At 33.9% G+C, this 16547-nt stretch carries 12 protein-coding genes and 3 tRNA genes; 7 read left to right on the top strand and 8 right to left on the bottom strand.

Going from position 1 to position 16547, the window contains the following annotated elements:
- The first annotated feature begins 23 nt into the window (after nt 1-23).
- Nucleotides 24-1361, top strand: a complete 1338-nt coding sequence (locus BMW63_RS06515; RefSeq protein ID WP_074722447.1) for an inorganic phosphate transporter — start codon at nt 24-26, stop codon at nt 1359-1361.
- A 101-nt stretch (nt 1362-1462) separates the two neighbouring features.
- On the opposite strand, the gene BMW63_RS06510 is transcribed toward BMW63_RS06515, so the two are convergent.
- The 3 genes from BMW63_RS06510 to BMW63_RS06500 all read right to left on the bottom strand — a co-directional run bounded on the left by BMW63_RS06510 (nt 1463) and on the right by BMW63_RS06500 (nt 6048).
- Nucleotides 1463-1972, bottom strand: coding sequence for a DUF421 domain-containing protein (locus BMW63_RS06510; protein WP_074722445.1), 510 nt, complete (start codon nt 1970-1972; stop codon nt 1463-1465).
- A 10-nt stretch (nt 1973-1982) separates the two neighbouring features.
- The gene (gene rimK, locus BMW63_RS06505; protein WP_074722443.1) at nt 1983-3356 is read right to left on the bottom strand and encodes a 30S ribosomal protein S6--L-glutamate ligase; all 1374 of its coding nucleotides are present in this window, start codon (nt 3354-3356) and stop codon (nt 1983-1985) included.
- A 142-nt stretch (nt 3357-3498) separates the two neighbouring features.
- Nucleotides 3499-6048, bottom strand: a complete 2550-nt coding sequence (locus BMW63_RS06500; protein ID WP_074722441.1) for an ATP-dependent Clp protease ATP-binding subunit — start codon at nt 6046-6048, stop codon at nt 3499-3501.
- Between the two features lie 254 nt (nt 6049-6302).
- Here BMW63_RS06500 and gyrA point away from each other — a divergent pair, with 254 nt between their 5' ends.
- A complete protein-coding gene (gene gyrA / locus BMW63_RS06495) occupies nt 6303-8948 on the top strand; it encodes a DNA gyrase subunit A (RefSeq protein WP_074722439.1) in 2646 nt (881 codons plus the stop codon).
- 50 nt (nt 8949-8998) lie between these two features.
- Nucleotides 8999-10267: a tetratricopeptide repeat protein gene (locus tag BMW63_RS06490; RefSeq protein WP_074722437.1), complete on the top strand. Its 1269-nt coding sequence runs from the start codon at nt 8999-9001 to the stop codon at nt 10265-10267.
- A gap of 56 nt (nt 10268-10323) precedes the next feature.
- Here BMW63_RS06490 and BMW63_RS06485 read toward each other — a convergent pair whose 3' ends face one another.
- Together BMW63_RS06485 and BMW63_RS06480 are read right to left on the bottom strand one after the other, a co-directional pair.
- A complete protein-coding gene (locus tag BMW63_RS06485) occupies nt 10324-11085 on the bottom strand; it encodes a C40 family peptidase (protein ID WP_074722435.1) in 762 nt (253 codons plus the stop codon).
- A gap of 71 nt (nt 11086-11156) precedes the next feature.
- Complete coding sequence (locus BMW63_RS06480; RefSeq protein WP_074722433.1) at nt 11157-12335, bottom strand: acetyl-CoA C-acyltransferase; 1179 nt, start codon at nt 12333-12335, stop codon at nt 11157-11159.
- Between the two features lie 238 nt (nt 12336-12573).
- On the opposite strand from BMW63_RS06480, the gene BMW63_RS06475 reads away from it, so the two are divergent.
- The 4 genes from BMW63_RS06475 to BMW63_RS06460 all read left to right on the top strand — a co-directional run bounded on the left by BMW63_RS06475 (nt 12574) and on the right by BMW63_RS06460 (nt 13665).
- A tRNA-Ser gene (locus BMW63_RS06475) sits at nt 12574-12657 on the top strand.
- A gap of 99 nt (nt 12658-12756) precedes the next feature.
- Nucleotides 12757-12831 (top strand) — tRNA-Pro (locus BMW63_RS06470).
- 23 nt (nt 12832-12854) lie between these two features.
- Nucleotides 12855-12928: transfer RNA gene (locus BMW63_RS06465), tRNA-Arg, on the top strand.
- Nucleotides 12929-13005: 77 nt separating this feature from the next.
- Nucleotides 13006-13665 carry a M15 family metallopeptidase gene (locus BMW63_RS06460; RefSeq protein ID WP_074722699.1) on the top strand — a complete coding sequence of 220 codons (660 nt, stop codon included), beginning with the start codon at nt 13006-13008 and terminating at the stop codon, nt 13663-13665.
- Between the two features lies 1 nt (nt 13666).
- Here the strand turns inward: BMW63_RS06460 and BMW63_RS06455 are convergent, their stop codons facing one another.
- Genes BMW63_RS06455 through BMW63_RS06445 form a run of 3 tightly spaced genes read right to left on the bottom strand, consistent with a single transcriptional unit; the run spans nt 13667 to nt 16508 of the window.
- Nucleotides 13667-14230 carry a hypothetical protein gene (locus BMW63_RS06455; RefSeq protein ID WP_074722431.1) on the bottom strand — a complete coding sequence of 188 codons (564 nt, stop codon included), beginning with the start codon at nt 14228-14230 and terminating at the stop codon, nt 13667-13669.
- A 2-nt stretch (nt 14231-14232) separates the two neighbouring features.
- Nucleotides 14233-15414 carry a class I SAM-dependent methyltransferase gene (locus tag BMW63_RS06450; protein WP_083380378.1) on the bottom strand — a complete coding sequence of 394 codons (1182 nt, stop codon included), beginning with the start codon at nt 15412-15414 and terminating at the stop codon, nt 14233-14235.
- 2 nt (nt 15415-15416) lie between these two features.
- Entirely contained in the window at nt 15417-16508 is a 1092-nt protein-coding gene (locus BMW63_RS06445; RefSeq protein WP_074722427.1) for an AI-2E family transporter, read from the bottom strand.
- Nucleotides 16509-16547: the final 39 nt, after the last annotated feature.

Raw genomic sequence — 16547 nt, 5'->3', positions numbered from 1 at the left:
GGTTACTTTTTGAAATTACATTTATGGAATTTACTTTACTTATAGTTATTATTATACTGGCTTTAATCTTTGATTACATCAACGGTTTTCATGATGCGGCCAATGCTATTGCAACCGTTGTTGCCACAAAAGTTTTATCTCCTTTTCAGGCGGTTCTTTGGGCTGCTTTCTTTAATTTCTTGGCCTATTGGGTTTTTGGATTTGGAGTTGCTGACACTGTTGCTAAAACGGCGCATACTATGGAGATCAACCTTGTAGTCATACTCGCAGGTGTTATTGCTGCCATTTGTTGGAACTTGTTAACCTGGTGGTTGGGAATACCTTCAAGCTCATCGCATACTTTAATTGGAGGTTTCGCGGGAGCTGCGGTTGCTCATGCGATTGCTGTTCATGGTTTTTCAGGTTATTTACTGGAGGATGGGACTACTGCTTACTGGTATGACATCGTTAGTTGGTATAAAGCAGGTAAAGACGGCGGAGTGCCCTCAGGCGTTTCCATCATTATTCTTTTTATTGTTTTAGCACCGTTGTTAGGAGCCTTGATGTCATATTTAATTTCAATTTGGCTTTTAAATGCTTCCAAAAAAACGATTACCCCAAAACTGGTTACTTTAGCTATAATGGGTATCACGATCTGGTTTGTGGAGAGTCAAATGAAATATTATGAAGCAATAGAAAAACCAAGATTTGATTCTCATTTTTGGAGTGTTGCTTTTGAATCACACAACCTTAAATGGTTTTTGGTAGCGTTTATCATCTTAGCCATTAGCTCATTTTGTTTAATATTTAGTAGTTTGAACTTGAATCAAGCTACTGCATGGTTGAAAAAAATGCAGTTATTGTCTTCTGCTGCGTTCAGTTTAGGTCATGGTGGAAACGATTCACAAAAAGTAATGGGTATTATTGCAGCGGCAGTTGCAGTATATATTCACACTACAGGATCAGCTCAAGATAGCATGCCTGACTGGTTAAATGTTGTTTTGCCAAAAGAGGATTTAGCTGGAGTAATGCCTGCCTGGATTCCCTTAGCATGTTATACTGCAATTGCATTAGGGACATTAAGTGGAGGGTGGAAAATTGTAAAAACAATGGGTTCTAAAATTACAAAAGTAACTTCTTTTGAAGGTGTTGCCGCTGAAACAGCTGGAGCTCTAACCTTATATTTCACAGAACATTTAAAAATACCGGTGAGTACCACGCATACTATAACTGGTTCTATCATTGGAGTTGGTCTGACTAAACGTGTATCTGCGGTGCGATGGGGAGTTACAGTGAGTCTTTTATGGGCTTGGGTATTAACGATTCCTATTTCGGCATTATTGGCAGGACTAGTTTACTATTTCCTTAGCTTGTTTTTATAAAAGTATTATAGTTTTCGAAATAAATAAAAAACCATCCTAATTATAAAGTTAGGATGGTTTTTTTTAGTTTATTGAATTTCTATTCCTAAACTGTTTTGAATTTATTTGATTGCTTTTTTTAATTTTTTCAATCTTTTATAATGCGTTTGTTTTAAATTACCATTTCCTGAAATCATACTTATATTTCCATCTACTTCAAGCATTGATAGTTTTACGTCAGAGAAATGATCAATTCCATGCTCTCTCATAGCTTCTCTTAATTCATCAGAAGTGATATTCAATTTGCTTAAAAGTTTAAAATCAATTTTGCCATCATGGATTAATATTTCTGGTTTTTCTTGAATTAAATCCTTTAAAAATTTAAATTTGAACATTGCTTTTTTCAAAATATAATTAATCAAAAAAAGTCCCGTAGCTGCTACTAAACCTCCAATTAAACTATTGTTAGGGCCAACCATTGCATTTTGAACCGAATTGCTGATTAACAAAATTAAAATTATATCACTATTATTGAGTTGAGATAATTCTTTTTTACCAAAAATTCGCAAAGCGATAATCATAAAAAAATAAACGGCTGTACTTCTAAAAATGATATCGAGGTAGAGATTCATTATTGTTTATTTACATTCTATGTTTAAAATTTTTCTCGATAGCTTTGATCATTTCACCAGCGATATCTTTATTAGTAGCACCTTCAATTCCCTCTAATCCCGGAGAAGAGTTTACTTCTAATAATAAAGGGCCTTTAGAAGAACGAATAATATCTACTCCAGCTACTTTTAAGTCCATGGCCTTAGCTGCTTTTATAGCAATTTTTTTCTCTTCAGCAGTTGGTTTTATGATAGAAGCAGTTCCACCAAGGTGAATATTAGCTCTAAATTCGCCTGGCATAGCTTCACGCTGAATCGTTGCAACAACTTTTCCGTCAATTACAAATAATCGTAAATCTTTACCATCTGCTTCTTTGATGAATTCTTGAACTAGTATATTAGCATTTACACTTTTGAAAGCATTAATAACACTTTCTGCCGCTTTTTTAGTTTCAGCAAGTACAACACCTTTTCCTTGAGTTCCTTCTAATAACTTTACAATTAATGGTGAACCACCAACCATTTTAATTAGGTCATTAGTATCCAATGGAGAATTAGCAAAACCAGTAGTAGGAATCCCAATTCCGCTATTTAATAACAATTGTAAAGAGAATAATTTATCTCTTGATTGTGTGATTGCGTTTGCCGAGTTTAAACTATAAACTTTTAAAGCTTCAAATTGCCGAGTTAAGGCACAACCGTAAAAAGTGATACTTGGTCTTATTCTTGGAATAATAGCATCAAATTGATTTAAGATGATTCCACCTCGATAATGAATTTCTGGAGTTTGTGCATCCAGCTTCATATAGCATTCTTTGATATTTAAAAAATGCATTTCGTGACCACGCATTTCACCCGCTTCCATAATACGTTTATTACTGTATAATTCAGGATTACTGGCTAAAACTCCAATGCGTAAACCGGTAGCTGCTTTCTCTGAATTTTTATATAATTCTTTTAAATTGTCAGTGGTTGGTTGACCCAATAGGTACTGTTGTTCTGGATCAACAAGAACTCTTCCGCTCATGGCTTCTCTTCCTAGAAGCATTCTGAATCCCATGGAATCCCTGTTGGTCAAAGTCATTTCTATTGGCCATATAGATTCTCCTATTTTTAAATTAGTCTGAATAACATAACGTTGTTCTCTAAATCCGCTGGAGCTTTTTACGATTCGTTTATCAATAAGCGGCGCTTCGCAATGAATAACTGTTTTTAAATTATTCTGAATAGGGTTGATGTCAAATCGTACCCAATTTGTTTCGTTTTTGATAAAAGGAGCTATGTTAATAGCATGTAAAGCAGATGTTTTTGCACCAGAATCTACACGAGCTTTTATTGTGGGAATTCCCAGTTCAGGAAAGGAGCACCATTCTTCACTACCTAGAATAACTTTTTCTTGCGGCATATTATTTATTTTTGTTAAGGTCAATTTATAAAAGTCAAATGTAAATATTTGTTTTTAAAGATAGGATAAATTTACATAAAGAATAAACCCGTTATGTTATAAAAACGTAACGGGTTTGTTTTAGTATCTAAAAGATGTTATTCTATTGTTTAGTTGGCTCTTCAGCTTTATTAACTTTTACATTTAGTTCTTGAGCTCCGTCTTCAATGTCCATGAATATTTCATCTCCAGAAGCAATTTTAGAAGTAATAATCTCTTCTGCAAGTGAGTCTTCAACATATTTTTGAATAGCTCTTTTTAGTGGTCTGGCACCAAATTGCTTGTCAAAACCTTTGTCCGCAATAAACGCTTTTGCTTTGTCAGAAAGAGTCAATTTGTATCCTAGTTCAGTAAGACGAGCATATAATTTTTTCAATTCGATTTCGATAATTAAATCGATATCATGTTTCTCTAAGGTGTTGAAGACAATTACATCGTCAATTCTATTTAAGAACTCAGGAGCAAACGTTTTTTTCAAAGCACTTTCAATAATACTTTTGGAATTATCTTCGGCATTTGCGGTTCTTGCAGCTGTACCAAAACCAACACCTTGACCAAAATCTTTTAATTGTCTGGCTCCAACATTTGAAGTCATGATAATTATAGTGTTTTTGAAATCAATTTTACGACCCAAGCTGTCAGTTAAATAACCATCGTCCAAGACTTGTAAAAGCATGTTGAAAACATCAGGATGTGCTTTTTCAATTTCATCTAATAATACAACACAATATGGTTTTCTGCGTACTTTCTCTGTTAACTGTCCACCTTCTTCGTAACCTACGTATCCCGGAGGCGCTCCAACTAAACGAGAGATAGCAAATTTTTCCATGTATTCACTCATGTCGATTCGAACTAGTGCGTCTTCAGAATCAAATAACTCCTTAGCAAGAACTTTGGCTAACTGTGTTTTTCCAACTCCTGTTTGACCTAAGAAAATAAACGAACCAATAGGTCTGTTTGGGTCTTTCAATCCAGCACGATTTCTTTGAATGGCACGAGCAATTTTTAAAACAGCTTCTTTTTGTCCGATAACTTTACTTTCAATAAGTTCTGGTAAAATGGCTAGTTTATTACTTTCTGTTTGTGCGATACGGTTCACTGGAATTCCAGTCATCATTGAAACTACATCAGCAACATTATCTTCTGTAACTTCAATTCGATTGTTTTTTGCATCTTCTTCCCATTGTTCTTGAGCTATTGCTAATTCTTTTTCGATGCGCTTTTCATCATCACGAAGTTTAGCTGCTTCCTCATATTTTTGTTTTTTAACAACAACATTTTTCAGTTCGCGTATTTCTTCTAATTGACGCTCTAAATCAAGTATCTTTTTAGGAACTTCGATGTTAGTAATATGTACACGTGAACCTGCTTCGTCTAAAGCGTCAATTGCTTTGTCTGGTAAAAAACGTTCAGACATGTATCTGTTTGTTAATTTTACACAAGCTTCAATTGCTTCTTGTGAATAAGTAACATTGTGATGGTCTTCGTATTTGTTTTTGATGTTATTTAAAATGGTAATTGTTTCTTCAACAGAAGTTGGTTCTACAATTATCTTTTGAAAACGTCTTTCTAACGCACCATCTTTTTCAATATATTGTCTGTATTCGTCCAATGTTGTAGCTCCGATACATTGGATTTCTCCTCTTGCAAGCGCTGGTTTGAACATATTGGACGCATCCAAAGAACCTGTAGCGCCACCAGCTCCAACGATAGTATGAATTTCGTCTATAAAAAGAATGATATCGTCATTTTTTTCCAATTCATTCATTACGGCTTTCATACGTTCTTCAAACTGTCCTCTGTATTTAGTTCCTGCAACAAGACTTGCAAGGTCTAATGTGACTACGCGTTTGTTGAAAAGAATTCGAGAAACTTTCTTTTGTATAATTCGTAAAGCTAAACCTTCGGCAATAGCTGATTTACCAACTCCGGGTTCACCGATAAGTAATGGGTTGTTCTTTTTACGTCGGCTCAGAATTTGGCAAACGCGTTCAATTTCTTTCTCACGTCCTACAACTGGGTCTAATTTTCCTTCTTCGGCCATTTCTGTTAAATCTCGTCCAAAATTGTCTAACACAGGTGTTTTAGATTTCTTATTAGATTTATTGGCTGGATTATTAAAATTACCTTCTTTTAGACTGTCATCTTGTCCTGAATCGTCATTATAAGAGTCTGTAGCTTTGGGTAAATTTTCCAAAAATTCTTCTTCGTTTGGTGTCATATTGATATATTGTTCTTTAGCTACATCGTAATCAATCTTAAGTTTATTCAATAGCTTGGTTGTTGGATCGTTTTCGTTTCTTAGAATACAAAGCAGTAAATGCGCTGTACTTACAGAGGAACTTTGAAATACTTTTGCTTCTAAAAAAGTGGTTTTCAAAGCGCGTTCTGCTTGCCGCGTTAAATGAAGGTTTTTCTTTTCTAAATTAGTGTCTACGCTAGGGGTTGCTGGGCTTAGTATTTCTACTTTTCTACGCAGATGGTCTAAATCGACAGAAAGGTTATTTAATATTTGAATTGCTTTGCCATTACCATCTCGAAGGATACCTAGCATCAAGTGTTCAGTGCCTATGAAGTCATGACCCAATCGCAAAGCTTCTTCTTTGCTATAAGTAATAACATCTTTTACTCTTGGTGAAAAATTATCATCCATAATGTATATTTTGTATATGTAAATTTAGTGAATTAGTATCTTAAAAACAAAAATCATACCTTAAGATGTCCTGTCAGCTAAGTGACAAAAAAAATAGGGGATTATTATAGTATAGCTTCAAATTTATTAAACAAAACCAATATAATTTTGTTAATAAATCTTTGAAATAAGAGTGTTAAAATGTTATAAAAAATTTCAAAAAGCTGTATATTGGCACGTTTTGAAACTAATATAATATTTTAATATAACAACTTATGTCTGAAGGAGAAAACATAATTCCTATTAACATAGAAGATGAAATGAAATCAGCTTACATCGATTATTCGATGTCAGTAATTGTGTCAAGAGCACTTCCTGATGTTAGAGATGGTTTGAAACCAGTGCATCGAAGAGTTCTTTACGGAATGTATGATTTAGGAGTTTTTTCAAATAAAGCCCATAAAAAATCCGCCAGAATTGTCGGAGAAGTTTTAGGTAAGTATCACCCTCATGGAGATACGTCTGTTTATGATGCCATGGTTCGTATGGCTCAGGAATGGAGCATGCGCTATTTACTAGTTGACGGTCAAGGTAACTTTGGTTCTGTTGATGGTGATAGCCCTGCAGCTATGCGTTACACTGAAGCTAGAATGCGTAAGATTTCGGAAGAAATAATGGCTGATATCGAAAAAGAGACAGTTGATTTTCAATTGAATTTTGATGATACTTTATATGAGCCAAAAGTAATGCCAACCCGCGTTCCTACTTTGTTAATTAATGGAGCAACAGGAATTGCTGTAGGTATGGCAACTAATATGCCTCCTCACAATCTTACCGAAGTTATCAATGGTACTTTGGCGTATATGGATAATAATGATATCGAGATTGATGAGCTGATTAACTATATTAAAGCACCAGATTTTCCAACTGGTGGTATTATTTATGGTTACGAGGGGGTGCGTGAAGCGTTCAAAACCGGAAGAGGTAGAGTAGTGATGCGTGCTAAAGTTGGCTTTGAAGAAGTAGACGGTAGAGAATGTATTATCGTTACCGAAATCCCTTATCAAGTCAATAAGGCTGATATGATTAAGCGTACCGCTGATTTAGTAAATGATAAGAAAATTGAAGGGATTGCAAATATCCGTGATGAATCAGATAGAAACGGTATGCGTATTGTTTATATTCTGAAACGTGATGCTACGCCAAATGTAGTTTTAAATACCTTATATAAGTATACTCAATTACAGTCTTCTTTTAGTGTAAATAATATTGCATTAGTAAAAGGCCGTCCGCAGATGTTGAATCTGAAAGACATGATTCACTATTTTGTAGAGCATCGTCACGATGTCGTGACTCGTAGAACTCAATTTGAATTGCGTAAGGCAGAGGAAAGAGCGCATATTCTTGAAGGTATGATAATTGCGTCAGACAATATTGATGAGGTTATCGCATTAATTAAGGCTTCAAAAAACACTGAAGAAGCAAGAGGGAAATTGATTGAAAGATTCAAATTATCTGATATACAAGCAAGAGCAATTGTTGAAATGCGTTTGCGTCAACTGACAGGTCTTGAACAAGATAAGTTAAGAGCCGAATATGATGAAATCATGAAGCTAATCGAGCATTTAAGAGCTTTATTAGCAGATGTTAATTTAAGAATTGCTTTGATTAAACAAGAGCTTGTTGAAATTCGTGATAAATACGGAGATGAACGTCGTTCATTAATTGAATATTCAGGTGGTGATGTTAGTATTGAAGATTTAATTGCTGATGAAAATGTAGTTATTACAATTTCTCATGCAGGATATATTAAACGTACAAATCTAACGGAATACAAAACACAGAATAGAGGAGGAGTTGGTCAAAAAAGCGCAGGAACGAGAGATCAAGATTTCTTAGAGCACATGTTTGTTGCGACAAATCATCAATATATGATGTTCTTTACCCAAAAAGGAAAATGTTTTTGGATGCGTGTTTATGAAATACCAGAAGGAAGTAAAACGGCTAAGGGTAGAGCGATTCAAAATCTTGTGAATATCGAGAGTGATGATAAAGTAAAAGCATTTATATGTACTCAGGATCTAAAAGACCAAGACTACATTAAGAGCCATAATTTGATTATGGTAACTAAAAAAGGTCAGGTTAAGAAAACATCTTTAGAAAAATATTCTAAGCCTAGGGTGAATGGTGTTGCGGCAATTACGATTAAAGAAGGAGATGAATTGTTAGAAGCGAAATTAACGAATGGTGAAAGCCAAATTATACTTGCTGTGAAGTCAGGTAAATTAGTTCGTTTTGAGGAAACAAAAACTCGTCCAATGGGAAGAACGGCTTCTGGAGTTCGTGGAATTTCACTCAAGGATGATTCTGATGAAGTGATTGGCATGGTTACTGTAGATAAGGATGCAGTAAACGATTCACAAGTTTTAGTGGTAACTGAAAACGGATACGGAAAACGTACCAAATTAGTTGATGATGACGGAGTAGATGTTTACCGTATTACTAACCGAGGAGGAAAAGGAGTGAAGACTTTAAATATTACGGAGAAAACCGGTAATTTGATTTCAATTAATGCCGTTACTGATGCAGATGATTTAATGATTATCAACAAATCAGGACTGACTATTAGAATGGCTGTTGAAGACTTAAGAGTTATGGGACGTGCTACTCAAGGTGTAAAATTGATTAACTTAAAAGGTAAAGATTCTATCGCTGCTGTTACTAAAGTTATGAAAGATGATCCTGAAGAGGTTGTTGTTGATGAAGATGGTAATGTTCTTGAAGTGGAAACAATCGAAAGAGTTAAACCAGTTATGGAAGAATTAGAAGATGAAGGTGTCCCTGACGATGATGAAGACGAGGAAGATTCAGATGAAGAGGAATCTGATGATGATTCTGATGATGATGATGACGAAGCATAAATAAGGATTATATACAAGAACCAGAATAATTAATTATAAAATAGAATTTTATGAAAAGTAAATATGTAATACTAGCGTCAGCTTTATTGATATCAGTAGCATCTTTTGCTCAAAAAGACGAAATTAAAGCTGCTGAAAAAGCGCTAAAAAAGGGAAACTCCCAGGAGGCAGCGACAATTTTGCAAGGTGCTGAATCCTTAATGTCTAATGCTAGTGATGATGAAAAAGCTCAGTTTTTCTTTGTGAAGGGAAATACTTATCTTGATTTAGCGAATAAAAGTGTTGATACTGATAAAAATTTAGGTTTGGCTGCAGATGCTTATTTAAGTTTAGTAGATGTAGAGAAAGCATCTGGAAAATCAAAATATTCGGAGCAGGCTACTAAATCAATTATTGAGATAAAATTTAAATTGATAAATAGTGCGATTGCTGACTCTAAAATTGACAAGCACGCTGATAGTGCAAAGAAACTTTATGATGCTTATTTGTTAGATAAAAAAGACACTTTAAATCTATACTACGCAGCATCAACTTATGTGAATGCAAAAGAGTATGATAAAGCGCTAAAAAGCTATGAAGAGTTGAAAAGACTAAATTATTCTGGAAAAGGAATTAGTTATTTAGCTGTAAATAAATTAACAGAAGAGGAAGATCTTTTTACTACAGTTGCAGAAAGAGACAGGATGGTAAAAATGGGTACTCATGAGAAGCCAAGAACAGAAGTTATTCCTTCGAAAAGGGGAGAGATATATAAAAATATGGCTTTGATATTAGTTGATGCTGGAAAAACAGAAGAAGCTAAAAAAGCGATTGCTGAGGCAAGAGTAGCAAACCCTGAAGACGTATCATTGCTATTAACTCAAGCAAATTTATATTTAGATACAAAAGATTTTGTAACGTATAAAAAAATAATAACTGAAGTGTTAGAAAAAAGCCCTAACGATGCGGATTTGATTTTTAATTTAGGTGTTATTAGCGCTAATGCAAAAGACTTAGTTGAAGCTGAAAAATATTATAAAAGAGCAATCGAAATAAAACCTGATTATATAAATGCTTATTTAAATTTAGCTATATTAAAATTAGATGCCGATACGAGTATTTTGGAAGAAATGAATAAATTAGGAAATTCTGATAATGATAACAAACGATACTTAGTCTTAAAAAAACAAAGAGAAGAGGTATTCAGAGGAGCGCTACCTTATTTGGAGAAAGCTTATGAATTGAATCCTAAAAACGCAGAAGTAGCATCTACACTTCTTAGTGTATATAGTGCCTTAGAAATGACTGAGAAGAAAAAAGAACTGAAAGCCAAAATGTAATATTAGTTTTCGTTTAAATAAAAACCTATCTAAAAAATATTTTTAGATAGGTTTTTTTATATAATTTTTTTTATGACTCTGAGTTGATGAGTATGCTTATTTATTTCTGCATTATAGATACCTAAATGATCTAATCTGTCAATCCTTACTTTTCCACTGGCATGAATAATATAATTATTTTCCATGATAATGCCTACATGAGTAATGTTGCCTTCTTCATTATCAAAAAAAGCTAAATCACCAGGCTCGCTTTCTTCAATAAAGCTCAATGCCTCTCCTTGTTTAGCTTGCTGTGACGCATCTCTTAATAATTTGTACCCATTAAGTTTGTAAACCATTTGGGTAAAACCGGAACAATCAATACCAAATGGAGTTTTTCCACCCCAAAGATAGGGAGCGTTTAAATACAAAAATGCAGTGTTGATAAGGTGTTTTTTGTCTTTGATGCCATTAACTTTAGTTCCTTCAAAATCAAAATTACTAATATTTATGTTGTCGTTGTCAATAAACGAAACAGAAGCACCCAAGGGTATTGGGATTAACAAATTAGAAGACCCAGTAATGTACTCAATTAAATCAGAATTTAGAATAATTGGCTCCTCAGAAAGCTGATTAAAGTTTGATTCAGAAATGGTTTGATATTGTTTAGAATCTACCCAACCTTCGTACCCATCGAAATGCATTTTAATGCGAGACCATTGCTTCTGCTGTTCTAAAATTTCAAAATGCTCACCAAATAATACTTGAGAAACGGTTTCGCTTCTATCACTAGGTTCAAACCGAAGCGGGATTATTGCCAGATTACAAATTCCGAACATGTATGTTAAGGTATGAGGTAAGAGTGATGAGTTATACGTATCAAAACGTATAACTCACAACTCATAATTAATTAAATTCTTTCAATAACAACTGCTGATGCACCACCACCACCATTGCAAATTGCAGCAGCACCGATACTTCCATTATTTTGTTTCAAAACGTTAAGCAATGTGACAATGATTCTCACTCCAGAACAACCTAGAGGATGACCTAGGGATACAGCACCTCCATTTACATTTACTTTACTACTGTCTAATCCTAAAATTTTGGAGTTAGCTAAACCTACTACCGCGAAAGCTTCGTTAAATTCAAAATAATCAACATCGCCAATCGCTATTCCTGCTTTTGCTAAAGCTTTTGGAATTGCTTTTGAAGGACTTGTAGTGAACCACTTCGGTTCTTGAGCCGCGTCTGCATATCCTTTGATGTAAGCCAAAGGCTTCAAACCTAAAGCAAGTGCTTTTTCTTCGCTCATCAATATTACTGCAGCAGCCCCATCGTTAATTGTGGAAGAATTAGCGGCTGTCACTGTTCCTTCTTTTGTAAATGCTGGATTTAAAGAAGGTATTTTATCAATTTTTACGTTTGTAAATTCTTCATCTATAGAAACGATAATTGGATCTCCTTTTCTTTGAGGAACAGGAACGGGAACAACTTCATTATCAAATTTTCCTTCTTTCCATGCTTTAGCGCTGCGCTCGTACGATTGAATTGCGGCCTTGTCTTGATCTTCTCGGGTATAATTATATTCGGATGCACATAAGTCGGCACAAACACCCATAGCATTGTTGTCATAGGCATCAGACAATCCGTCTCTTTGCATTCCGTCAATCATTGTTGCTGGTCCAAACTTTGTTCCATTTCTCAAATGCATGTAATGTGGAATTAAACTCATGTTTTCCATTCCACCTGCTACTACAATTTCGGCATCACCACATTGAATGGCTTGCGCGCCTAACATGACTGCTTTCATTCCAGAAGCACATACTTTGTTTATTGTGGTACAGGCTACGGTATTTGGTAAACCTGCAAATATAGCGGCTTGACGAGCAGGAGCTTGACCTACGCCAGCTTGAACTACGTTGCCCATAAATACTTCATCAACTAAATTTGGATCTAATTTTATTTTGTCCAAAGCGCCTTTAATAGCGATTGCGCCTAATCTAGGAGCAGTGACTGTAGATAATCCCCCCATAAAACTTCCGATAGGTGTTCTAACGGCAGAAACGATAACAACTCTTTTGTTCATGACTTTATAATGTTGGTTTATGAAGCAAATTTAATCATTTTAAAACAAAATCTGATTTTGATTTGATTATTATATTTTTGAAAAAAAAATATTGATTTTATTTTGCTATATGTTTGATAGTGAACTCGTTTTATAAAAATGTAAAAAAACATTAAAAAAAAGCCCTGAAATAGTTGTGAGTAACGGTATGATGTCTTAAATTTGCAACCGCAAAACGAGACAAGTTTCTCTGAGCTTAGGAGGGGTGCCAGAGTGGTAATGGAGCAGTTTGCTAAACTGTCACCGAGCAATCGGTGCCAGGGTTCGAGTCCCTGTCCCTCCGCTTAATATTTTTTTTCGAAATTTTGCAATTTTGAATCAAGTAGATTAATTTTTTTAAGTTGTTTTTATAAAAAATATTTAAATGATGTTCTGTTTTTTTCGGGGTGTAGCGTAGCTCGGTTATCGCGCCTGCTTTGGGAGCAGGAGGCCGCAGGTTCGAATCCTGCCACCCCGACTAGATTTTTTTACATGAGCAATGGAGGCATAGCTCAGCTGGATAGAGCACCTGCCTTCTAAGCAGGCGGTCGAAGGTTCGAATCCTTCTGCCTTCACTTAAACGACACTAGAAATAGTGTCGTTTTTTTGTATATAATAGTTTTAAATGTTTTATTTTTATAAAAAAAGCTTCATGACGTTTCAAAATAAATCCCAATTTATATTTTTTTTGTTTTTTGCCATAATTTCTTGCAAAGCACAAGTACAAATTCCTGTTGGTCGAACCCCAAAATGCCCTGTAGTTAACGATACGACTTTTGTTAATTTAAAAAACTATAACAGCAATTTTGTTTATGATATGAAATATGCCACTGAGGATAACTTTTTGAAAGCAAAAGTATATGATTGTGCAGAGTGCTATTTGCGTCTAAAAACGGTGGAGGCTTTAGTGGAGGCAAATAAAGAATTTATTAAAAAAGGGTATAGAATTAAACTTTTTGACTGTTATCGCCCTTTAGATATTCAAAAAAGAATGTGGAAAATTGTTTCTAATCCGCAATATGTTGCTGATCCGGCTAAGGGTTCCATTCATAATAGAGGAGGAGCAGTAGATATTACTTTAGTTGATAGTAATGGTGTTGAACTGGATATGGGAACTCCTTTTGATTTTTTCGGGATTGAAGCCAGTCATGGTTATGCTAAGCTATCAGAAGAAGTTAAAAACAACCGAAAATTGCTAAAAAGTATAATGATTGCCGGACATTTCAATTCCTTTGATTCTGAATGGTGGCATTATAATTTAAAATCTGGCCTGAAAGATAAAGTCTCTAATGTTAAATGGGATTGTGATTAATTTATTCGATACAACCTAAATTAGAAATGAAGTAGTTTTCAGGTTGATAAATTTCATTGTTCAATTCTGATTGAAATTCTTTTTTAATCACATAATCTTCATTTTCGGTCAAATATTTGATTCTCATCAAAGAAACTGGAGAACTTGTTAGCTGTTCAAAACTACCTTTTATAAACATAAAAGAACCAGTCATAATTCTATTATCAAAGCCTTTCTCATCTCGTATCATAGTGCCACAATCTTCTTGGTCAATATGCAGCAAGGTCACAATTTGGCCATTATGTAGTTGTAAATACAATTTCGAATTTTTATCCAAACAATTTGCTTTCATAAAGCCTTTACTTTTTTGAATAAATTGAACATTTAAGGTAGGTAGGCCGTCTGTTAGTACTAATGAATAGAAAATATAACTTGAATTTCCAGCAAAATTTTTCTCAAAGATCATGTATGCCTTAGTAGACTTGTAAGTTCCTATAGAGTCATTGATGTTTTCACTATAGTCGCAGGGTGTTTGAGCAAAAACATTTACTGTTATGAGTAAGAATAATAGTATTAGCTGCTTCATTTTTATTGTATTTTGGTGCAAATTAAAACAATTTTATTGTTATTATCGTCAGTTGTAAAAAAACAATATACATTTCCTCCATCTTTTATTTTCCATTTTTTTCGAATGTTTTCTACAGTTTCCGGAAAATTTCTAGTTGTGACATTTGCTTTTTTATTCTGCAAAAATAATTTCATTTCATGCTTACTGTATGGAATGCAGTTTTGGATTTCAAAAATTCTTCCGGGGAATGAAATTAAATTTGTTGAAGTGTATAAATGAGAATGTTTTTGTAGCTTGTTAATAGCGAAGTAAGCACTTACTTCATCAAATCCTCCAGATTTCATTACAGCGCTGTTGGGTTCGTACAGATATCTTTGAGGTGCACTGTAGTTTGGTGTCTGCGAATCATCATTCCATATAAAATCAAAAGTTTCTGTTTTGTCTTTCAATATGTTGATTGTTTTAATCTTTATACTTCCTTGATAACCTTTATGCAACTCCCAGAGTAATTCTTTTACATCATTTTCCAAAGCGACAATATGTACGGTTTTTACATTTTTCAATTCTAACACCCCTGCCGAAATATCCAATAAGGGAGCAGTTTTTATTAGAATAGCTTCCGTATTTTTAAAATAGTTATCAAGATTATTAGGAACGTTTGGTAAGCAATCTTTTAGCATAAATACTTTGCCTTTATCGTCATTACGTCTGGAAGGATCAATATAGATCCAATCCCATTTTTGGTTTAATGATTGTAAGGTGTTTAAACTGTCTCCAGCGTGGCAAGTAATATTAGTTACACCTAATTGTTTGTAATTGTGCGCTACAATTGCAGATAATTCAGGATTAATTTCGCAATGAGCTATGATAGTAACCCTTTTTGAAAAATAATAATCATCTACACCAAAACCTCCTGTTAGATCTACTAGAGAACTACCAGAAACAATAGTGGATTTGTATAAGGCTGTTTTTTCGGATGAAGTTTGTTCTATAGAAATTTTACTGGGGTAAATAATATTTTTAGTCTTGAACCAATGAGGTAATTTGTCCTTAGCTTTTGATTTTGCTTCTATTTGATTTAAAATAGAAATCCATTCTACTTTTGGAAACGGATTTTTTCGCAAGGCTAAGTTTGTAATGCTAACGCCAATATTACGATCTATAAATTCTTGAATTTCAGAATTTAGTATGCTTAAATCCAACATTAAATATTTTTAGTTAAAAGGATAATTATTTTATTCTCTGGGAAAAATTCTTTACCTACTACTTTTAATATGGTGTAAAGAGGAACTGCTGCAATCATTCCTAAAATACCGAAAAGAAAACCTGCTATAAGTATCACAAGAAATATTTCTAGTGGATGAGAACTCACGCTTTTTGAAAAAATAATTGGTTGGGATAAATTATTATCGATAACTTGAACAATCCAAAAACCAAGTAAAACATATACTGTAGTAGGTAAAATTTCTGACTGAAAATCACTTCCTAGGTTACTAAGCATCGTTAAAATTGCTGCTAAAACGGAGGCGATTAGAGGGCCTATGTATGGGATAATATTTAAAACAGCACACAAGAAACCGATGATAAACGCATTGGGAACACCAAAAATCAGTAAGACGGTAAGATATAGAACAAAAACAATGAATAGTTGAAGTAATAAACCAATGAAGTAGCGTGACAGCAAGGAGTTTATTTTCTCTAAAGAATTCAAAAATTGGTCTTCGTGGCTGTCTGGAATTAATCTTTTTATTCCTGTAATAAATGATTTTCGTTCTTTAAGAAAGAAAAATGTTATAAACAAGACAGAGGCTAATCCCATTCCGAAACTACTGATAGTGGAAAGTATTGTATTTAAAAAATTAGGAATAATGTTAAAATTTATTTTAGAGCTTATTTCTGACGCACTTAGTATTTTTGATGAATCAATATGGTGGTTCTCTAAAAATACGCTTATTTGGTTTACTAATTGAATGGTTTGTTGTTCAATAGCGCCAGTATTTAATAGCGACAAATTTTGACCTTGAGATAAAATTAAAGGAATAAACATCATTATAAAGCCAGCGATAATTACCGTGAAAATAAATAGGGTCCCGATAGTTGCAAATACATGATTGAATTTCAATCTTCTTCTGAAGAAATCTAAAACTGGATTTCCAATTAACGTAAGGATTAACGCAATTATTAGATATATTAATACGGCTTGGATTTGATAAAGGAAATAAAGAAGAAGAGCAGTTAAGACTATGACGGTTATTGCTCTTAAAATTCCGTTTGCTATAGTTTTTGACGTAACCATTTATTTTTTTTAGGATATAAAGATAAAAAAAACTCGCTA

Origin of the sequence: Flavobacterium frigoris (assembly GCF_900111075.1) — a bacterium.
Lineage (GTDB): Bacteria > Bacteroidota > Bacteroidia > Flavobacteriales > Flavobacteriaceae > Flavobacterium > Flavobacterium frigoris.
This window is presented reverse-complemented; position numbering and strand designations above follow the sequence as displayed.

Coding starts and splice junctions, on each gene's coding strand:
- BMW63_RS06490 (WP_074722437.1), top strand. CDS start 8,999: ATGAAAAGTAAATATGTAATACTAGCGTCAGCTTTATTGATATCAGTA.
- gyrA (WP_074722439.1), top strand. CDS start 6,303: ATGTCTGAAGGAGAAAACATAATTCCTATTAACATAGAAGATGAAATG.
- rimK (WP_074722443.1), bottom strand. CDS start 3,356: ATGCCGCAAGAAAAAGTTATTCTAGGTAGTGAAGAATGGTGCTCCTTT.
- BMW63_RS06460 (WP_074722699.1), top strand. CDS start 13,006: ATGACGTTTCAAAATAAATCCCAATTTATATTTTTTTTGTTTTTTGCC.
- BMW63_RS06455 (WP_074722431.1), bottom strand. CDS start 14,230: ATGAAGCAGCTAATACTATTATTCTTACTCATAACAGTAAATGTTTTT.
- BMW63_RS06515 (WP_074722447.1), top strand. CDS start 24: ATGGAATTTACTTTACTTATAGTTATTATTATACTGGCTTTAATCTTT.
- BMW63_RS06500 (WP_074722441.1), bottom strand. CDS start 6,048: ATGGATGATAATTTTTCACCAAGAGTAAAAGATGTTATTACTTATAGC.
- BMW63_RS06510 (WP_074722445.1), bottom strand. CDS start 1,972: ATGAATCTCTACCTCGATATCATTTTTAGAAGTACAGCCGTTTATTTT.
- BMW63_RS06480 (WP_074722433.1), bottom strand. CDS start 12,335: ATGAACAAAAGAGTTGTTATCGTTTCTGCCGTTAGAACACCTATCGGA.
- BMW63_RS06445 (WP_074722427.1), bottom strand. CDS start 16,508: ATGGTTACGTCAAAAACTATAGCAAACGGAATTTTAAGAGCAATAACC.
- BMW63_RS06485 (WP_074722435.1), bottom strand. CDS start 11,085: ATGTTCGGAATTTGTAATCTGGCAATAATCCCGCTTCGGTTTGAACCT.